This is a genomic window from Pseudoroseomonas sp. WGS1072 (assembly GCF_049340465.1).
GTDB lineage: Bacteria > Pseudomonadota > Alphaproteobacteria > Acetobacterales > Acetobacteraceae > Pseudoroseomonas.
Window position 1 is genome coordinate 827,745 of the sequence record NZ_JBMPSU010000001.1, and the last position, 19,183, is coordinate 846,927.

At 68.2% G+C, this 19,183-nt stretch carries 16 protein-coding genes, 2 pseudogenes, 1 riboswitch and 1 other annotated feature; of the genes and pseudogenes, 9 read left to right on the plus strand and 9 right to left on the minus strand.

The window, feature by feature from the left end; translation table 11 throughout:
- Window positions 1-21: 21 nt before the first annotated feature.
- The 4 genes from mtgA to ACF3NH_RS04010 all read right to left on the minus strand — a co-directional run bounded on the left by mtgA (window position 22) and on the right by ACF3NH_RS04010 (window position 3,618).
- Window positions 22-693, minus strand: coding sequence for a monofunctional biosynthetic peptidoglycan transglycosylase (gene mtgA / locus ACF3NH_RS03995; protein ID WP_422921935.1), 672 nt, complete (start codon window positions 691-693; stop codon window positions 22-24).
- 5 nt (window positions 694-698) lie between these two features.
- Window positions 699-1,310 carry a thermonuclease family protein gene (locus tag ACF3NH_RS04000; protein WP_198365624.1) on the minus strand — a complete coding sequence of 204 codons (612 nt, stop codon included), beginning with the start codon at window positions 1,308-1,310 and terminating at the stop codon, window positions 699-701.
- Between the two features lie 78 nt (window positions 1,311-1,388).
- The gene (locus tag ACF3NH_RS04005; RefSeq protein WP_198365623.1) at window positions 1,389-2,318 is read right to left on the minus strand and encodes a YihY/virulence factor BrkB family protein; all 930 of its coding nucleotides are present in this window, start codon (window positions 2,316-2,318) and stop codon (window positions 1,389-1,391) included.
- A gap of 127 nt (window positions 2,319-2,445) precedes the next feature.
- A complete protein-coding gene (locus tag ACF3NH_RS04010; protein WP_422921936.1) occupies window positions 2,446-3,618 on the minus strand; it encodes an MFS transporter in 1,173 nt (390 codons plus the stop codon).
- A 90-nt stretch (window positions 3,619-3,708) separates the two neighbouring features.
- Here ACF3NH_RS04010 and ACF3NH_RS04015 point away from each other — a divergent pair, with 90 nt between their 5' ends.
- On the plus strand, window positions 3,709-4,209 hold the full coding sequence (locus ACF3NH_RS04015) for an Lrp/AsnC family transcriptional regulator (RefSeq protein WP_198366160.1): 501 nt from the start codon (window positions 3,709-3,711) through the stop codon (window positions 4,207-4,209).
- A gap of 314 nt (window positions 4,210-4,523) precedes the next feature.
- On the opposite strand, the gene yddG is transcribed toward ACF3NH_RS04015, so the two are convergent.
- Together yddG and ACF3NH_RS04025 are read right to left on the minus strand one after the other, a co-directional pair.
- Window positions 4,524-5,426, minus strand: coding sequence for an aromatic amino acid DMT transporter YddG (gene yddG, locus ACF3NH_RS04020; RefSeq protein WP_422921937.1), 903 nt, complete (start codon window positions 5,424-5,426; stop codon window positions 4,524-4,526).
- 131 nt (window positions 5,427-5,557) lie between these two features.
- Window positions 5,558-7,603 (minus strand): AAA family ATPase, encoded by a 2,046-nt coding sequence (locus ACF3NH_RS04025; RefSeq protein WP_422921938.1) that lies wholly within the window; start codon window positions 7,601-7,603, stop codon window positions 5,558-5,560.
- Between the two features lie 611 nt (window positions 7,604-8,214).
- Here ACF3NH_RS04025 and ACF3NH_RS04030 point away from each other — a divergent pair.
- From ACF3NH_RS04030 to ACF3NH_RS04050, 5 genes and pseudogenes are all read left to right on the plus strand, one after another.
- Window positions 8,215-9,087 (plus strand): LysR family transcriptional regulator, encoded by an 873-nt coding sequence (locus ACF3NH_RS04030; protein WP_422921939.1) that lies wholly within the window; start codon window positions 8,215-8,217, stop codon window positions 9,085-9,087.
- A gap of 308 nt (window positions 9,088-9,395) precedes the next feature.
- Window positions 9,396-10,361 carry a DUF1852 domain-containing protein gene (locus tag ACF3NH_RS04035; protein WP_422921940.1) on the plus strand — a complete coding sequence of 322 codons (966 nt, stop codon included), beginning with the start codon at window positions 9,396-9,398 and terminating at the stop codon, window positions 10,359-10,361.
- A gap of 107 nt (window positions 10,362-10,468) precedes the next feature.
- Window positions 10,469-11,697, plus strand: a protein-coding gene (locus ACF3NH_RS04040) for an IS3 family transposase (RefSeq protein ID WP_422921654.1) whose coding sequence is annotated in 2 segments (ribosomal slippage) — window positions 10,469-10,766 and window positions 10,766-11,697 — 1,230 coding nt in all. Because the reading frame shifts where the segments join, the coding sequence is not laid out codon by codon here.
- Window positions 10,753-10,869, plus strand: a sequence feature (AL1L pseudoknot). Its footprint overlaps the gene before it by 117 nt.
- 36 nt (window positions 11,698-11,733) lie before the next feature.
- A pseudogene (locus tag ACF3NH_RS04045) lies at window positions 11,734-12,741 on the plus strand (methionine synthase); the annotation flags it as partial.
- A 288-nt stretch (window positions 12,742-13,029) separates the two neighbouring features.
- Window positions 13,030-13,806 carry a class I SAM-dependent methyltransferase gene (locus ACF3NH_RS04050; RefSeq protein WP_422921941.1) on the plus strand — a complete coding sequence of 259 codons (777 nt, stop codon included), beginning with the start codon at window positions 13,030-13,032 and terminating at the stop codon, window positions 13,804-13,806.
- Between the two features lie 50 nt (window positions 13,807-13,856).
- Here ACF3NH_RS04050 and ACF3NH_RS04055 read toward each other — a convergent pair whose 3' ends face one another.
- Both ACF3NH_RS04055 and ACF3NH_RS04060 read right to left on the minus strand, forming a co-directional pair.
- Complete coding sequence (locus ACF3NH_RS04055) at window positions 13,857-14,564, minus strand: CbtA family protein (protein ID WP_422921942.1); 708 nt, start codon at window positions 14,562-14,564, stop codon at window positions 13,857-13,859.
- 8 nt (window positions 14,565-14,572) lie between these two features.
- Entirely contained in the window at window positions 14,573-14,761 is a 189-nt protein-coding gene (locus ACF3NH_RS04060) for a CbtB domain-containing protein (RefSeq protein ID WP_198365614.1), read from the minus strand.
- A 38-nt stretch (window positions 14,762-14,799) separates the two neighbouring features.
- Window positions 14,800-15,016, minus strand: a riboswitch (cobalamin riboswitch).
- A gap of 287 nt (window positions 15,017-15,303) precedes the next feature.
- Here ACF3NH_RS04060 and ACF3NH_RS04065 point away from each other — a divergent pair.
- Both ACF3NH_RS04065 and zigA read left to right on the plus strand, forming a co-directional pair.
- Window positions 15,304-15,804 (plus strand): DUF1826 domain-containing protein, encoded by a 501-nt coding sequence (locus ACF3NH_RS04065; protein ID WP_422921943.1) that lies wholly within the window; start codon window positions 15,304-15,306, stop codon window positions 15,802-15,804.
- Between the two features lie 5 nt (window positions 15,805-15,809).
- Window positions 15,810-17,025 (plus strand): annotated as a pseudogene (gene zigA / locus ACF3NH_RS04070) (zinc metallochaperone GTPase ZigA).
- Window positions 17,026-17,113: 88 nt separating this feature from the next.
- On the opposite strand, the gene nikR reads toward zigA, so the two are convergent.
- On the minus strand, window positions 17,114-17,539 hold the full coding sequence (nikR, locus tag ACF3NH_RS04075; protein WP_422921944.1) for a nickel-responsive transcriptional regulator NikR: 426 nt from the start codon (window positions 17,537-17,539) through the stop codon (window positions 17,114-17,116).
- A gap of 78 nt (window positions 17,540-17,617) precedes the next feature.
- Here nikR and nikA point away from each other — a divergent pair, with 78 nt between their 5' ends.
- Entirely contained in the window at window positions 17,618-19,183 is a 1,566-nt protein-coding gene (gene nikA / locus ACF3NH_RS04080) for a nickel ABC transporter substrate-binding protein (RefSeq protein WP_422921945.1), read from the plus strand.

The window sequence follows — 19,183 nt, forward strand, 5'->3', positions numbered from 1 at the left end:
AAGGACTCCCGGCCGCCGGCCTTACGGCGCGGCGCAGTCCGTCAGCCCGCCCAGCTGCCCGACGCGGCGCCGGATGATCCCGGCGCGCTCCCGCACATAGGGCCCCGGCTGCGCCACCGACCATTGCAGCGGGGCCGGCAGCACCGAGGCCAGCAGCGCCGCCTGGGCATCGGTCAGCGTGGCGGCGGAGCGGCCGAAGAAGCGGCGCGACGCCGCCTCGGCGCCATAGACCCCCGGGCCGAACTCGACGATGTTGAGATAGACCTCCAGCACCCGCCGCCGTGGCCAGAGCAGGGCGATCTGCGGCGTCAGCCAGGCTTCCAGCAGCTTGCGCACCGGGTCGCGCCCGGGCCAGAGAAAGAGGTTCTTGGCCACCTGCATGGTGATGGTGCTGGCGCCGCGCGGCCGCTCGCCCGCCATCAGCGCCGCCACCTGGCCGCGCAGCTCCTGGACGTCGAAGCCCAGCCACTGCTCGCAGAAGCGGTTGTCCTCGGCGGCGATGACCGAGCGGGCCAGCTGCGGATCGATGCGCGGATAGGCGACCCACGCCTTCTCGAAACCATGGCCCTGCGCCGCGCGCAGCAGCATCAGCGGCGTCACCGGCACCGGCAGGAAGCGGAACAGCAGGATCAGCAGCGGCGGCCCCGCCAGCAGCAGCAGGAGCAGGCGCCGCAGCCAGGGGAAGCGTCGCATCGGCCTCAGCGCCCGCAGGCGCCGGCGCGGTCGCGGTGCGACCAGGGATAGTCGAAGCGCCCGGCCCAGGCGCCATCCTTCGCGGCCCGCGCGGCGCGCTCCTCCGGCGCGTACCGGCCGCGGGAGAATTTCGGGCAGTCGAAGGCATAGCCCGAGCGCACCATGGCGCCGTTCAGGTCCAGCACCGAGCCGTCCTCGCGCCGGACGGTGCAGGTGGCGACGATGCGGTCATGCGAGGTGGAGCCGTCCGGCGTGCAGGTCACGGGGCGCCCGCCGATCAGCCGCTCCAGCGCGGCGCGCCCCTCGGCGCCGCAGGCGAAGCGGCCCTGGGGTCCGGTGCAGTTCTGATCGTATTCCAGGGCGTCGATGCCCTGCATGCGGATGCGGGTGCCGTTCAGGGTGAGCGTGTCGCCATCGGCGATGCGGGGGTGGCCGGTCAGGGCGTCCCTGCCGGGCGGTGCGGCGCGGTCGGGGGAGGTGTCCTGCAGCACCGCCCGCAAGGCGGCACGGCCGAGGCGCAGCAGATCGGTCTCGGTGAGCTGCGCGGTGCCGAGCAGGCCGAGGAGGGCGGCGGCGACGGCCGCCCAGGCGGTGGTGGAGGGGCGGCCCCGGCTCATGCGGCGGGAATCGGCGGGTTGGACATGGCCAATGGCCTATCGGCCCGGCCGCGCCATGGGAAGGGCTGTCGCGTGCCGTCACGCCTGCGGCGGCAGGCCGATGGCGGCGCGTTCCGGCGACTCCGGCCCGCGCCGCTGCCAGCTCTCGGCATCGCGCCGGATCGCATAGGCCTTGGTGAACTCGGCCCCCAGCAGGAAGATCTGCGCCGAATAGTAGATCCAGAGCAGCAGGATGATGACCGAGCCGGCGGCGCCGTAGACGCTGCCGATCGTGCTGTTGCCGAGCCAGGCGCCGATCACCGCCTTGCCGAGATTGAACAGCAGGGCGGTGACGAGGGCGCCGACCGCCACGTCGCGCCATTCCAGCCGGCGATCCGGCAGGATCTTGTAGATGGCCGCGAAGAGCACGGCGATGAGCAGGAAGGACAGCACCGCATGGGCCAGGCGGATCAGCGGCGCGAGGCCCGGCATCGTCATGTCCAGCCGGCCGCCCAGCGCCTGCAGCCCGGCGCTGACGACCAGCGAGACCAGCAGCAGGAAGCCCAGCGCGGCCACCAGGCTGAGGCTGAGGGCGCGGGCCCGCAGCAGGCGCGACACCGTCTCGCTGACCTTCTCCCGCGGGCTGGGCTGGGCGTGCCAGATGACGTTCAGCGCCGCCTGGATCTCCCCGAAGACGCCGCTCGCCGTGACCAGCAGCGTGGCGAAGCCGAAGGCGCTGGCCAGCAGGCCGGAGGTCGGGTTGGCGGCGCTGCGAAGGATGCTCTGCACCAGCTCCGCCCCGGACTGGCCCATCAGCCCGCCGAGCTGGTCGAGGATGGCACCGCGCGCCGCCTCCTCGCCGAAGGCCATGCCGGCGATGCCGATGGCGATCAGCAGCACCGGCGCCAGGGAGATGACGGTGTAGAACGCGATGGCGGCGCCCCGGCTCAGCGCCTCGTCCTCGATGAAGCCGAGCACGCTCTGCCGGATCAGCCACCACGCGCCGCGCCTCGCTGTCGCCTCCGGCATGACCCGCCGCTCCCCAGCCGCTCCGGCCCGTTGCGGGGCCCGGGGCCGAATCGGGATCCGGCCCCTGCCCCGCCCGATGAGCCATAGCGGGGTAAGGTCCGCGGAGGGAACTCCCCGGACCGCCGTCTCATTCCGCCGGCATCGCCGGCGCCGCCCGCCCGGCGCTCGCCCAGGCGGCCGTGGCCAGGCCCAGCGCCAGGAGCGAGAGGAGCGCGCCCGCCCAGTTCGGGGAGGCGAGGCCGAAGCCGGCCGCGATCGTCGCGCCGCCCAGCCAGGCGCCGATGGCGTTGCCCAGGTTGAACATGCCGATATTCACCGAGGCGGCCATGGTCGGCGCGCCGGCACGGCTGGCGCGGTCCATCACCAGCTTCTGGATCGGCGAGACCGTGGCGAAGCCGAAGGCGGCCATCAGGAAGACCGCGGGCGCGGCCACGGCGCCGCTGCCGACGCCCATCCAGAAGACCAGCAGCACCACGGCCTGCGCCGCCAGCGTCACGAACAGCGTGCCGAAGAGGGAGCGGTCCGCGAAGCGGCCGCCCAGCGCGTTGCCGACCGCCAGGCCGAGGCCGAAGAGCACCATCAGCCCGGCGACACCGGCGCCGGAAAAGCCGGCCTCCTCCACCATCATCGGGGCGATGTAGGTGATGGAGGTGAAGAAGGCCGCCGGGCCGAAGACGGTGATGCCCATGGCGAGCAGGACCTGCGGATCGACGAAGGCGCGCAGTTCCGCCTTCAGCGCGATGGCCCGGCCCGCCTCGGTGCGGGGCACGAGCAGCGCGACGCTCAGCATGGTGGCGAGGCCGATGCCGGCGATCAGCCAGAACACCAGCCGCCAGCCATAGGCCTGCGCCAGCCAGGTGCCGAAGGGCACGCCGAGCAGGTTCGCCAGGGTCAGGCCCGAGAACATGAAGGCGATGGCACTCGCCTGCCGGTCCTTCGCGACCAGCGAGGCGGCGAGGATGGAGCCGATGCCGAAGAAGGTGCCGTGGTTGAAGGCGGTCAGGATCCGGCCGGCCAGGGCAAGCGGCAGGCTCGGCGCCAGTGCGGTGAGGAGATTGCCTAGCGTGAAGAGGGCGGCAAGGCCGATCAGCATGGTCTTGCGCGGAACCCGGGCGCCGAGAACCGTCAGGATCGGCGCACCGACGAAGACACCGAGCGCATAGGTCGTGGCCATCAGCCCGGCCGCCGGGATCTCGATGCCGAAATCCTGGGCGATCTGCGGCAGGATTCCAGCGACGACGAATTCGGTCAGGCCGATGCCGAAGGCGCCGACCGCCAGGGCGAAGAGTGCGGGAGGCATTTGGGAAAGCTCCGGAAATAGCGACGGAATACCGAATGGTATTCAGCGATAATCGTGATATCCTGGACGAAGTTCGGAGATGAAGCGCAAATGGCCGGATCACAGAAAGAAACAGATGCCGTTCGGCAGACGCGGCACCATCCCGCCGACCTCGACCCGATTGACCGAAAGCTGTTAGGCGCGCTCGCCGAGGATGCCTCCCGGAGCTACGCCGAGCTCAGCAGGCTCGTGAACCTCTCCGCACCCGCCGTGCATGACCGGGTGAAGCGCCTGAAACGCGACGGCGTCATCAAGGGGACCGTCGCTCTCCTCGACGGCTGCAGGCTCGGCCGGACGCTGCTGACTTTCCTCGTCATCGACGCCAGCAGCTACAGCGCCACGCGCGAATTGCTGAAGTTCGCCAACCGGCCCGAGGTCGAGGAGCTTCACACCGTCGCCGGGGATGGCTGCGTCCTCGTGAAGGTGCGGGCGGCCGACACCGAATCCCTCGAGACCTTCCTGATGGAAATCCAGAGCCTGGAGGGTGTCCGCTCGGTGCGAAGCTATATCGCCCTCTCCACCTTCCTGGAGCGGGGGCCATCGCCGGGTTGATGGGCGGGACGACCGGCCGGCCGCACCAGCGCAAATGGTTGTGGTTGATCTGCGGAGCCGAAACCCGGTCAAGCAAGGAACGCAGCCATCCGTCCGGGAGCGGACCCCGGAACCGCAAGCCGACAATGCGGCCCCCTTGATGAATCAGCGCCGAGATGCCGGCGGCGCGGACACTGTCGCACAGGGCGGAGCAGCGGACCCGAATATGGGCGCCCGTCTGCGGGATCACAGCATCAATCCTCGGAACCGGCGAGCCTCGCGCCCGTTCCGGCAATTCCACGGCCATGGGCGCCCTTCCGGGAAACGGGCGTCCCTCAGCGCCCGCGCGTGGCCACCCAGCACAGGATCGACCCCGCGCAGACCATGGCCGCGCCCTGCCAGAAGGACAGCGGGAGGCTGGTTCGCAGGACCAGCGCCGCGAGGGCCGCCGAGAGGACCGGGGTGAAATAGGAGGCCCCTGCCAGGACAGTCACGTTCCCATGCAGGATGCCGACGTTCCAGGCGGCGTAGCCGAAGCCCATCGCCGAGGCGGCCATGAGCAGGATGACGACCGAGCGGGGGCTGAACTCCATCGCGCCGCCGCCCATCAGCAGGTACTTGGCCCAGAGAACGGCCGCGGTCAGCATGAAGAAGAGCGTGATGCCGTTCCGGCCCCGGGCGATCCGCACCGTGAGGATGGAATACGCCGCCCAGAGCAGGGCGCCGGTGAAGGCCAGCCCGTAGCTCAGGGGATTGTCGCGGATGTTCTCCGCCATGGCGGGGACGTCCAGCCCCTGGTCGCCGCCCAGAACCCAGCCGATGCCCGTCAGCGACATCGCCACGCCGGGGAGGATCAGGAGGTTCGCCCGCTGGTTGTTGAAGAGGATCGCGGCCATCATCGTGAAGGTCGGCCACAGGTAGTTCACCATGCCGACCTCGATGGCCTGCCGCCCGGTGTTGGCGTAGCCGATCGACAGGGCTAGGCAGAGTTCGTACGCGACGAAGAGGGTGCTGCCCCAGATGAGATAGCGGCGGGGGAATTCCGCCAGCCGGGGGAAGCCGACCGTGAAGGCCAGGATCGCCGAGGCCACCGTGTAGATCATGGCGGCGCCGCCGGTCGGGCCGAAGCTCTCGCTGACGCCGCGGATCAGCCCGACGATGGAACCCCACAGCAGGATCGCCAGCAGCCCGATCGCGGTGGCCCTGGTCCTGTTCGCGGAAATCTGAAGCGATGCCATGTCAATCTTGAGTCTGGTCTGGTCGGAAGGAGCTTGTTCCATAAGGGCCATGCCGGCCTCCGCCTGCCAAGGGCAGGATCTGCCGGCAACCCGGGCATGCCGCAGGCGAAGGCGGCGCGCCCGCCCTGCTGTCAGGCCGCGGCGACATAGCCGATCCGCCTTGCGGGTCCACGGCGCCCGGCCGCCTCGGCCGCCAGGAGGTCGCACAGCGCCGCGGCGTCGCCCTGCTGCCCCATCAGTTCGGCCTTGCGGCGCACCAGGGCGAAGTCCGCCGGTGTCAGGCAGCCGGACACGCCCTGTCCTGCCGGCATCGCCAGGCCGAAGAACCGCTCGAAGGCCAATGTCACCTGGGCGGGGGACAGGTAGTCGAAGCGCGCCTTGACCAGGAAGCGCCGCAGGCTGGCGGGATCGAGATGGTCGGAACGGTTGGTGGTGCAGGCGAAGGGCAGCGGATGCGACTCCATCCAGGTCAGCATCTCGTTCACCTGCGTCACCTCCCAGGACCGCACCGCCCCCGCCCGGTCGCACAGCAGCCCGTCCGCTTCGTCGAGGATCAGGAAGGCCTCGCGTTCCCTGGCCTCGGCGAAGGCCCCGGCGATCGCCTTCTCCGAACCGCCGACCCACATGGACAGCAGGTCGGAGGCGCGGCGCTCCATCACCTCCAGCCCCATCCCGGCCGCGAGGTGACGGGCATAGAGGCTCTTGCCGGAGCCGGGTGGGCCGGACAGCAGCAGCGACACCGCGCACGGCGCCCCGGGCCGGGCCAGCCGACCGGCCAGGGAGGCCAGGTCGAGATCGGCATTGAGCAAGGCCGGATCGCACGGCGCTGCGGGAGGGGGCGCGCCTGCGCGGCCCGACTCACCGAACAGCGCCCGCGCCGTGCCGAGCAGCGCGCGGCGGACCTGGGCGGGATCACCGCCCGCGAGCCGGGCCGCGCGCAGGGCGGAGCGGGCCAGGGCCGGAGGGGCCGCGATCTCACGGGCCAGCGCCTCGGCATCGGCCTCCGGCAGCAGCACCCGCTCCGCGGCGGCGAGGCGCTGCCAGAGGGCGGCGCGCACTGGCACGGGCGGCACCTTCACTTCCAGGCAGCAGGTCATGCGCCGGCGCACCGCCGGGCTCAGCGCGTCCAGGTCGTTCACCGTCCAGATCGTCGGCGTCGGCGTGCTCTCCAGCAGGCGATGCAGGAAGACGCGCGACGCATGCTTCGGATCGGCGAACAGATCCTCGGCCTCGTCGAGCAGCAGCAGAGCGGGCGTCGTGGCCGTCAGGCGTTGCGCCAGGCGCCAGCCGGCCAGGCGCTCGTTGCGGTTCGGCTCGTCACCCTCCTCGTCGGCCTCGGCCACGGGGTGCAAGGGCACGTCCAGCTGCCGGGCGAGGGTCTTGGCGAATTCAGTCTTTCCCGTGCCGGGAGGGCCATACAGCAGGACATGCACCCCCGCCTCGCGGCTCCGGAGCGCGCCGGCCAGCACGGCCGCAACCATCCCGGCCTCCTCGCCCAGATGGGCGTAGTCGGACCAGTCGAGGGAGGCCGCGGCGGGCTTCCCCAGCAGGGCGGCGCGGGCATCCGCGTCGGAAAACTCGTCGCTGGCATAGCGGAGGATCAGAGGCGGAACGAACAGGGTGTCGTGCTCATCGTCCATTCGCAGCAGACCGGTGAAGACCAGGGGCGCCTGGCGCCGCAGCGCGTGATGGACGGTTTCACGGTCGAAGCCGGTCAGGACCGCCACGAGGTCAGGGCAGAGGTTATAGGCATGCCGGTTGCCCCACGTCTCGGCCACGCACTGCGCCAGCCTCGAGAGGGACGGCAGCATGGCGTCCCGCAGGAACAGGCCAAGGATGGCACGCGAGGACGCATCTAGACCCGCCAGCTCGGCCAATCCCTTCAGGCGCCGTTCAAAGCCGTGACGCGGCCGCCGGCCTCGTGACCGCGTGCGCATGCGGCGGGACAGATCGTCGAGCAGTCCCGTCGTCAGCATGCCTGTCGAGAGGGTGCTGGCGGCGGGCAGCAGCCCGACCAAACCCAGTTCGGGAGCGGAGGCCTCCAGATGGGTCAGCAGCTTCAGGGTCTCGGGCGACAGCGGCGTCGCGGCGGCGATGGCGTTGGCGGCATAGTCGAGCAGGGCGGCACGGTGCTCGGCCACGCGCCGACCGGCGCGCGGGCTACGGTGACGAGTCATGGGGGAAGACTCTCCGGGGGCCGGTGGGAAGGAGGGCCTCCGGGTCCCTGCCCACAGGTGCCAGCCCGTTGGCCCCGATCCGCGCCCGCGCGGACTTCAGAGCAGTCGCCAGCAGAAAGCTCCGCGCGACCAGGGCCGGTCGGCGGGGCATGGTACACCAGCGATGAGGGTGGGTGGTCAGGATCGTTGAGGCGGGGCGCTTATGGATGGCCCGTGGCGATCGTGTCAAGCAGCATGCGATCCTGGATCAGTCCACACCGGATCAACACAGCGCCCGCTTTTCACCGGATGGCCAGCCTCGCACATTCCCCTCAGCGCCCTTCTCGGACGTCGAAGACAGCGAGCTGAGATCCTGGAAGCGGACATCAGGTGCATCAATCTGCATCTGGGGAAACACTCACACTCCAGGCGTAGCCGTTTTGCTTCCGTCCTTGCGGCAGATCGCATCGACCTCATGAGCAGTTCGGTGGTCGTCAATGAGGGTAATTATTCTTCGACCAAGCGACCAGGCTCCATCGCTGCAAAGCCTCTTTCCGGAGAGGTACAGGATACAGTTGGTATGACATCCAAGTGAGTCTACGAAGGATGTCTATGACAACGGTTCATGTCCTATGATCGATATCCAACCCCTGGCCATCCTGCGCGAGATCGACCGGACCGGTAGCCTGACTCAGGCCGCTGATCGGCTGAATTTGACACAGTCGGCGGTCAGCCATGCGATTCGCCGCTTCGAGGAACGTTACCGCGTCAAACTTTGGGAGCGCGAGGGACACAAGCTGCGGCTGACGCTGGCGGGGGACTATCTCCTGGCGCTGGCGATGCGGGTTCTTCCACAGCTCGAAAACGGTGCGGTCGTCCTGGAGGATTATGCCCGCGGGCGGCGTGGCGCGATCCGGGTGGGAATGGAGTGCCACCCCTGCCAGGATTGGCTGATGCGGGTGGTGGACCCGTTTCTGGCGGACTGGCCTGATGTCGACCTCGACGTGACCACGGCCTTCCAGTTCGGCGGCATGTCCGCTCTGCTGGGCCACGAGATCGACATTCTGGTCACCCCGGATCCGACCGAGCGTCCAGGGGTCGAATACAAACCTGTCTTCGATTACGAGCTGGTTCTGGCGGTGGCCGACAGCCATCCGTTGGCACAGAAACAGCGGATCGTACCCGAGGATCTGGCGAGCGAGACCCTGATTACATATCCCGTCCCCCGTGAGAGACTGGATATCTATACGCAGTTCCTCGTCCCGTCCCATGCCCTGCCACGTCGTCACCGCACGGTGGAGACGACCGATCTGATGTTGCGGCTGGTAGCCTCGGGCCGCGCCGTCAGTGCAACCCCCGATTGGCTGCTGCGCGGGGTCAAAGGGGTAAGGGGCGTGCGGATCGGCGAGGGGATCGCCAAGTCCATTCATCTCGGCCACCGCACCGGCAAGACTGCCAGCTATCTGGACGGCTTCATCGATCTGGCCAGGAGCGTCCAGATCTAACGTGTTGCCGCAGGGCTGAGAGAAGCCGCCCACCTCGTCCCGGGCCGACGCCCGCGCTGAGGGCATCGTGCGGCTCAGCACTGATGCCAGCACCGCCCCGACATGACACCGATTCATGTTTGTATGAAGGAATACCATTTTTCTTCATGTTTGCGCTCGGGCATACGACAGGTGTCGCTCCAAGCTGACGGCGCGGAAGACCCATGACTGAGCTTGTTTGACAGCCAGCTCAGGCACCACCTGAACGAGCGCGAAACGGCCTCGGGCATTGTCTCGGAAGTCCGGAGACCATCACGATGACCAGAGACTTGACCTTCACCATCAAGAGCATTCGTTTCGGCGAAGACTACAAGCCATCCGAGAGTACGCGGATCACCACGAACTTCGCGAACCTCGCGAGAGGCGATCGTCGTCAGCAGAATCTGCGCAACGCGTTGCAGATGATCGACAACCGCTGCAACAGCCTGGCGCAGTGGGACAATCCTGATGGCAATCGATACGGAATCGAACTGGACATCATCTCCGTCGAGCTGGAGATCGGCCAGGATGGCAACGCCTTTCCGGCCATCGAGGTTCTGGGAACGACCATCCTCGATCGCAAGACCGGTGCGCGGATTGACGGAATCGTTGGGAACAACTTTTCCTCCTATGTACGGGACTACGATTTCAGCGTCCGCCTTCCCGAGCACAACAAAGGCCGTGCGGGGATCAGCATCCCGGACGATTTCGGTGATCTGCACGGGAAGCTCTTCAAGAGTTTCGTGTACTCCGACACCTACAAAGAGCATTTCCGGAAGATGCCGGTAATCTGCCTCAGCGTCTCGCACAACAAGACCTATCGGCGGACGACAAATCAACACCCCGCTCTGGGAACTGAATATCAAACGGACGAGACCTCCCTGACCGATCTGTATTTCGGGAAGATGGGCTTGCAGGTCCGGTACTTCATGCCGCCGAACGGCGTGGCACCGCTGGCATTCTATTTCTTCGGTGATCTGCTGGATGACTACACCAATCTCGAGCTGATCGGCACCATCAGCACGATGGAGACATTCCAGAAGATCTACCGGCCGGAGATCTACAACGCCAATTCCGCCGCGGGCGCGTGCTATCGGCCCAGCCTGCAACACCAGGATCATTCCCTGACACGGATCGTCTATGACCGGGACGAGCGCAGCCAACTGGCTGTCGAACAAGGCAAGTTCACGGAAGATCACTTCATCAAGCCGTATCGCGCCGTTCTGGATGAATGGTCCGCCCGATACGCAGCTTGAGTGATGCCACACCTGACGAGGCCGCTTCTCATGACAAAGCTTTTGCCCACATCCACTTGAACCGCCCCGGGTTCCCCGGAGGCTCCAACTCTTGAGAAGGTGGAGCCATGACGAAGAAGACTTCGAACCGATATTCGCCTGAGGTCCGGCAGCGGGCGGTACGGATGGTGCTGGAGCATGGAGGCGACCATGCCTCGCAATGGGCGGCGATTGGCTCGATCGCGCCCAAGATCGGCTGCACGGCGGAGACGCTGCGCGGCTGGGTGAGGCAGGCCGAGCGCGACCAGGGGCTGCGGCCTGGCCCAACCAGCGCGGAGGGGGAGCGGATCAAGGCTCTGGAACGCGAGGTCCGCGAGTTGCGGCAGGCCAATGAGATCCTGCGCAAGGCGTCGGCATATTTCGCGTTGGCGGAGCTCGACCGCCGCTCGAAGCCATGATCGCCTTCATCGACGATCATCGCGAGGTCTACGGTGTCGAGCCGATCTGCAGGGTGCTGCCGGTCGCCCCGTCGACTTACCACGCCCATGTCGCCCGGCGCACTGATCCGGCCAAGGCCTCGCCCCGCACCCGGCAGGATCGGGTGCTCATGGAGAGCATCCGACAGGTGCATGCGGCCAATTTCGGGGTCTATGGCGCCCGCAAGGTCTGGCGGCAGCTCGGCCGCGAGGGCATCGTGGTGGCCCGCTGCACGGTGGAGCGGCTGATGCGTGCCATGGGCCTACGGGGTGCGGTGCGCGGGAGGGAGATGAGGACCACCGTCTCTAACCCGGCCACGCCGTGTCCGCTGGATAAGGTGAACCGGCAGTTCCGGGCGTCGGCGCCGAACGTGCTGTGGCTGTCGGATTTCACCTACGTCGCGACGTGGCAAGGGTTCGTCTACGTCGCCTTCGTCATCGACGCCTTTGCCCGCCGCATCGTCGGCTGGCGGGTGTCACGGGCGGCCAGTGCAGGCTTCGTCCTCGACGCACTGGAGCAGGCCATCCACGACCGGCGTCCCGTGAAGGGCGGCCTGACCCACCACAGCGACCGCGGGTCGCAATATGTCAGCATTCGGTACACGGAACGGCTGCTCGACGCCGGGATCGAGCCGTCCGTCGGGAGCGTTGGTGATTCCTACGACAACGCACTGGCCGAGACGGTGATCGGACTGTTCAAGACCGAGGTCATCCGCCGCCGCGGCCCGTGGCGGTCGCTGGAAGCCGTCGAATACGCCACCCTCGAGTGGGTGGCCTGGTTCAACATCCACCGCCTCCTCGAGCCGATCGGAAACGTCCCTCCCGCCGAAGCCGAGGCGCGTTACTATGCTGCGGGGGATGCACCAGCCCTGGCCGCTTAACCCAAACCAACCAGCCTCCGGCAAACCCGGGGCGGTTCAACTGCTGGCAGTCTCCCCAAGCCCTCCTGGCTCGCAGAGCCCGAGAAGCTCTGGTCGCCCTGGAAGCTTGAAGGCGAGGAGCTGATGGCTGGAAAACGGGACGCTCTCCAGTTGGCTCTGGCCGAGCAGGAGCGCGCGGGCATCGACATCGTCAGCGATGGCGAACAAACCCGCCAGCATTTCGTCACGACCTTCATCGAGCACCTCAACGGCGTCGATTTCCAGAAGCGCGAGACCGTGAGGATCCGCGATCGCTATGACGCCAGCGTGCCGACCGTCGTTGGTGCCGTGTCCCGCGAGAAGCCTGTTTTCGTCGAGGACGCCAAATTTTTGCGGCAGCAGACCAAGGAGCGCATCAAATGGGCTCTGCCCGGACCGATGACGATGATCGATACGCTCTGCGATGCCCATTACAGAAGCCGCGAGAAGCTTGCCTGGGAGTTCGCGACGATCCTCAATCGGGAGGCCCGCGAGCTCGAAGCCGCCGGGGTCGATATCATCCAGTTCGACGAGCCAGCCTTCAATGTGTTCTTCGATGAGGTGAATGATTGGGGCATCGCGACCCTGGAAAGGGCGATCGAGGGCCTGAAGTGCGAGACGGCGGTCCATATCTGCTATGGCTATGGCATCAAGGCCAACACGGACTGGAAGAAGACCCTGGGCTCGGAGTGGCGCCAGTATGAAGCCACCTTCCCCAAGCTCCAGGCGTCCAATATCGATCTGATTTCCCTGGAGTGCCACAACTCGCATGTTCCGATGGAGCTTCTGGAGCTCGTACGCGGCAAGAAGGTGATGGTCGGGGCCATCGACGTGGCGACCGACACCATCGAGACCCCGGAGGAAGTCGCCGCGACCCTGCGCAAGGCGCTCCAGTTCGTGGACGCGGACAAGCTCTGTCCCTGCACCAACTGCGGCATGGCGCCGCTCTCGCGCCGCGTTGCCCGAGGCAAGCTCCAGGCACTCAGCGCAGGTGCGGACATCATCAGGCGGGAACTCGCGGCCTGAACACTGGTCCATGGTGGGCGGGGTGAGTCGCTGAACCGCAGATCCGGCTGAAGATCGCCCCTCGGTGTTCCAAGGCGATTCTCACCGATACGGATCGGCGGGACACCTCGAACCGCTCCCGCCAGCGGCCGCGGAGATCGGCATTGCGCGATCCGAGACCGTGCACGGAGACGATGTCGTTGGAGGAGACGCCGGACCGCCCGGAACTGATCGATGTCATCGCCTCCATCCTGGGCGTCCGGCCGCAGGTCGCATAGACAGGTGCCTCGCACCAGGGAACCCCATGGCATGCACGGTGCCAACTACGCCTTGAAGGACGAGATCCGGGAATACTGGACCCGGCGCGCCGAGACCTTCGACCTGTCGCCCGGCCACGGCATGAAGAGCCTGGAGGAGCGCGACGCCTGGGCGGCGCTGCTCCGCCGCCACATGGGTGCCGAAGCACGTCGCGTGCTGGAACTGGCCTTCGGCACCGGCGAGGTCACCCGCGTGCTGCTGGGCATGGGGTGCGAGGTGACGGGGCTGGACCTGACCGAGGCCATGCTGCTGCGCGCCCGGGCCAAGCATGCGGGCACCCAGGACCTGCGCCTGTTCCTGGGCGATGCCGAGGACACGCGCGAGCCGGACGGCCGCTACGACGCCGTGGTCAGCCGTCACCTGGTCTGGACGCTGGTGGACCCGGCGGCGGCCTTTCGCGACTGGTTCCGGGTGCTGCGACCGGGCGGGCGGGTGGTCATCGCCGACGGCGACTACGTGCGCCTGTCCCGCATCGGGCAGCTCCGTCTGCGGCTGTCCGACTGGCTGAACCAGCGCCAGGGCGTCGTCGGCCCGGCGGTGGACTACGCCGCACACGAGGCCATCCAGCGGCAGGTGTTCTTTCGCCAGGGCCTGCGGCCGGAGCCGCTGCGGGCCATGCTGGAGGAGGCGGGCTTCACCGACTTCCGGCTGGAGCGCCCGCGCGGCCCGCACGCGGCGCAGCGCCGGGGTGCGCCGCTGCGGCAGAAGCTGCGCATTGGCATCTGGAACAGCTTCGTGCTGTCCTGTGGCAAGCCGGGTGGGAACTGAAGGTTGGTTGGCCTGACGCAGGTTCTTGCTGCATCAGGCCGGTAGGGACGTCAGCCGTGCGAGGCGCGGCTCAGGCGCGCCTGGAGCCAGCCGGTCGCCAGTCCCAGCGTGGCCCAGAACAGCAGGCTCACTGCGGTCACCCCCGCGATGAAGCGCTGGGTTAAGGCGTCCGGCACGGCCGATGCCTCGGCAGGCGCCGCCGGGGCGCCCCAGAGGTGCGGGAGAGCGATGACGATGACGGCCAGCACGGCCCAGGGCAGCCGCCGGGTGAAGGCGATCAGCGCCAGGCCGCCCGCCGTCAGCAGCGCCGTCGCCACCCACCAGACCTGACGGTCGGCGAGTTCTGCCACCGGCGTGCCGGGGAGCTTGGGTGGCAGGCCGATTGACGGGGCCAGGGTGAAGACCGCGAAGCCCGCCAGCCCCCAGAGCAGGCCCTGCCGCCAGTCCGCCACGGCGCCGCGCAGGGACATGGCCGCCCCCAGCAGCAGCGCGTAGGCGATGCCGGTCAGCATGTCGGCCAGCACGGTATAGAGCGTCCGCTCCAGCCCGTCCTCCGGCGCCCAGGCTTCGGCGCCATGCTCGTGCGCCTCGGCAGCGTGGTCGGCGTGCCCCGGCGCGGCGCTGTCCTGGTGCTCGTAGGTCTCGGCCACGAGGATGGTGGGCACCGTGTTCCACTGGTGCCCGAGGCTGGCCACGGCGCCCGCCAGGATGCCCGCGAACAGCGCCACGGCCAGAAGCCGCCTGAGATGGTCCATCATGGTCCGGCTCAGTGGCAGGGGAAGCCGTTGGAGTGGCGGGTGTCATGCGCGGCGTTGTGCAGCAGGTCGTTGTGCGCGAAGCCGACGCCCCAGAGCAGCAGGGTGCCGAAGGCCAGGGCGAGGACGCTGGCCAGCACGCGGCCAGTGCTGCTGGCCGCGGCCTGATGGATGGAAGCCGATGTGGCTGGGATCTGCATGAGGAGGCGCTCCGCCGACGCGCCCCGCGCCGGTCCAGAAGGTTGACCACGCCCCGGCAGGTCTCCTGGCTCGCGAATCCTGACCGATGCGCCTGCCTTCCCGGCACCGGGGTGCCAGTGGCCTGCCCAACGGGCAGACGGCGCATCGGTGATCCGCCAACAGTTGCGGGGGCAGCCGCCGACTGAACTCCGATCGGAGCCGCACGACGTTCCCTTTTCACTCGCTCGCGCGAGACCGGTGCGGCGCCTAGGCTATCGTGTGGCGCTTGGCAGGTACAAGTTCTGACAGCCCTTGTCCGGCAGCCCACTCAAGAAGTTACGCCAGTCCGCAGCACCATGCCGTCTTGCAAAAAAATGATATGTTATCACATAACTACTAAATGACCTTGGTATCAGAAGCCTTGACGTCGGCTGATTCGCAGGCGCCGCGCATGCTGGCCGCTGCCGAACCGATCATCCTCGCCAGCATTCTCGCTCCCACCGTGTCGCTCGCGGTCTGAGGGCGCAACCTGCCCAGGCCGCTTCTGCGGGATGCGCAGCGCTTGGCCCAGCAGGCGCCGTTCGTGTGTTCCGGGATAGGTGAGCCAGATATCGCGGTGATGCAGGCGCTCGCGGGTTTTGAGCCTCCGCTGCACCCGGCGCTGCTGGCCGACATGCTGTTCCTCGCCAACTTGTTCGCCGAGGTGTCGGACAGTCAGCAAGTCCGCCTGCGTTTGGAAGCCGTTTCGGACGATAGCTGCGCGCTGTTCCATGCCGATGCGGTGCGCCTGCGCCTTCTCTGCACCTATTGCGGCGATGGGACCGAATGGCTGGCGCGGGCGGGCGGGGCGGCGGAAGCCCGGCGCTTGCGCGACGGGGACGCCCTGCCCGACCGCGCCAGCATTCAGCATCTGCCCATCGGCGCCGCCGCCATCCTGTGTGGTGAAGCCGGGATGCCTGACCACGGCTGCATCCACCAATCCCCACCCATGCCACGCGACGCGACCGGCCGCGCCTTGCACCCGCGCCTGCTGCTCTGCATCGACCCGGCCGAAGAGGACTGACCGCCATGGCGAGCCAAGCGCAATCCCCGACCGACCCTCGGCTGCCTGTCACCGAGCTGTCCGCTTCCTCGGCGCCGGGAAGGCCACCTTGCTGAACCAAGTCCCGGCGAACCGCGAAGGACGGCGTGTCGCTGTCATCGTCAACGACATGTCGGAGGTGAACATCGACGCTGCCCTGGTCGAGCAGGGCGGCGGCCTATCGCGTACCGAGGAGAAGCTGGTGGAGATGTCGAATGGCTGCATCTGCTGCACCCTGCGGGACGACCTGATGCAGGAGGTGCGGCGCCTGGCCGAGGAAGGCCGCTTCGACGCGCTTCTGATCGAGAGCACGGGCATCAGCGAGCCCATGCCGGTGGCCGCCACCTTCGACTTCCGCGACGAGAACGGGCAGTCGCTTGACGATATCGCCCGCCTCGACACCATGGTGACGGTGGTGGATGCCCAGGCCTTCCTGCGTGACTACGGCTCCGCCGACACCCTGGCCACGTGCGGCGAGACGGCGGGCGAAGGCGACACCCGGCTGCTGGTGGACCTGCTGGTGGAGCAGGTGGAGTTCGCCGACGTCATCGTGGTGAACAAGGCGGACCTGGTGAACGCGGAGGAGTTGCAGCGCCTCTCCAGCATCCTGGCCACCTTCAACCCGCAAGCGGCCATCATCCCGGCCACGCTGGGCCAAGTGCCGCTGGCGGCGGTGTTGGAGACCGGCCGTTTCGACTTCGCCCGCGCCCAGCAGGCGGCGGGGTGGAGCCAGGCGCTGGCGGGCCACCACCCGCCGGAGTCGGAGGAGTTCGGCATCCGCAGCTTCGTCCGGCGCGCGCGGCGGCGCTGCATCCGGCGCGCTTCCATCGCTTCCTGCAATCCGAGATGCCCGGGGTGGTGCGCGCCAAGGGCTTCTTCTGGCTGGCCAGCCGTATGGCCTGGGCGGGATCATGGCAACTGGCCGGGGCGGTAGGGCGGCATGAGGCCGCAGGCTTCTGGTTCGCTGCCGTGCCTGAGAGCCGCTGGCCGACCGACCCGGAATGGCGTGAGGGCGTGCTGCGCAATTGGGTAGAGCCTCATGGCGACCGGCGGCAGGAGATCGTCTTCATCGGCGTCGAGATGAACGAGGCTGCGCTGCGCCATGCATTGGATGCCTGCCTACTGACAGATGTCGAGATGCGGGGCGGGCCGAAGGCTTGGGCAAGGCTACCGGACCCGTTCCCTGAGTGGCGCCAAGCCTAAGGCTACGGTTCCGCGTCCGGCGTCATCAGGGTCGTCGGGTCACATCCCATTGCCTTGAGGTCGGCCGGGCGCTTGCCCGTGAGCACGTTCATTCGGCCGCCTGCCGCTTGGTGGATGCCTTGACCTCAGCGGGGGAGAGCAGCAGCAGCTTGCCATGCTGCACCCCGCGCTCCGCGCTGACGGCATCGGCGAAGCGCCGGACCAGGGCCGCGTCGCCCTTCAGCACCGCCACCTCCAGGCAGGCGTGGTGGTCCAGGTGGACATGCAGGGTGGCCACCGAAAGGTCATGGTGGTCGTGGAAGGAGTTCGTCAGGCGCTCCGGCAGGTCGCGGCGATGGTGGTCGTAGACATAGGCCAGCGCGCCGACAGAGGGACCCGCCGCCTGCCGTGTCTCCGCCGCCTGCTGGAGACCCGCGCGAACGAGGTCGCGTATCGCTTCCGAGCGGTTGTCGTAACCCAGGCCATCAACCTCCTGCAGCAGGTCGTCGTCGAGGGTGATGGTGATGCGCTGCATGCCGCCTCTCGGGCTGGGGTTGATATGCGAATTCATGGAAATTAGCATACCGCGCTCTCTGCGAGGACGAGAATTACCATGCTGCGCCGCTCGATGCTGCACGCCATGTCCGGGTTCGCGGCGCTGGCGGCCCTGCCCCCCGCATTTGCCCAGAACGTGCGGCGCAGGCTGACCTTCTCCTGGCCCACCAATGCCGGGCCGCTGCACCCGCATCTCTACTCGCCCAACCAGATGTACGCCCAGTCCATGCTCTACGAGCCCCTGGTGCGCTACGTCGAGGGCGGCAAGATCCTCCCGGCATTGGCCACCGCCTGGGAGATGGAGGAAGACGGCCGCGCCTGGCGCTTCACCCTAAGGCCTGATGTCCGCTTCACGGACGGCACCCCCTTCGACGCTGCCGCCGTGGTCGCCAACGTCAACGCGGTGCTGGGCAACCGGGCGCGCCATGCCTGGCTGGAGCTGGTGAACCAGATCGAGGGGGCCGAAGCCATCGATCCGGGCACGGTCCGCCTGCGGCTGAAGGGGCCTTACTATCCCGCCTTGCTGGAGCTCGCCCTCCCGCGCCCCCTGCGCTTTGTCTCTCCGGCGGCGCTGCGACCGGATGGCAGCATCGCCGCGCCGGTGGGCACCGGTCCCTGGGTGCTGGCCGAGACCGCGCGCGGGCAACACGACCGGTTCCGCCGCAACGAGCAGTACTGGGGCGAGAAGCCAGTGCTGGAGGAGGTGCTGGTGCGCGTGCTGGGCGACAGCAACGCCCGGGCATTGGCACTGGAGAGCGGCGAGATCGACCTGACCTATGGCACCGACCAGCTCGACGCCGACACCTTCCGCCGTTTCGCCGCCGACCCCCGCTTCACCACCGCCATCTCGCCGCCGATCGGCACGCGGATGCTGGCGCTGAACTCGGCGCGTTTTCCTACGGATGAGCTGGCGGTGCGGGAAGCCATTGCCCAGGGCATCGACCGTGCTGCACTGGTCCGCCACATCCTGCTGGACACCGAGCCCGCGGCCGAGACCCTCTTCGCCAGGAACTTCCTCTATACCGACCTCGGCCTGCGCGCGCCCGCCTTCGACCGCGCGGCGGCGACGGCCCGGTTGGACGCTGCGGGCTGGCGCCTGCCCGCGGGTGGGCGCGTCAGAAGCAAGGGTGGCAAGGAACTGGCGCTGGATCTCTGCTTCATCGGCGCGGATGCCTTGCAGAAGGCCATCGGTGAGGCCGTACAGGGCGATCTCGCCCGCATCGGCATCGCGGTGCGGCTGGTGGGGGAGGATGCCAGCACCTATTACGGCCGCCAGCGCTCCGGCGAGTTCGGCATGATCTTCGGCGACAGCTGGGGCGCGCCCTACGACCCGCATGCCTTCATGAGCTCCATGCGCGCGCCGTCGCACGCCGATTACCAGGCGCAGCGCGGCCTGCCGATGAAGTCCGAGATCGACCGCCGCATCGGCGCCGTCCTGTCCATCACCGAGGAGGCCCGGCGCGCGGAGGAGTACCGCTGGCTGCTGACCACGCTGCACGAGCAGGCCGTCTACTTCCCGGTCTCCTTCTTCACCAACAAGGTCGTCCACCGCCCCGCGCTCGGCCGGGTGCCGTTCGGCGACATGCGCACGGACATCCCCTTCGACCGCATCGGCCGGGGCTGA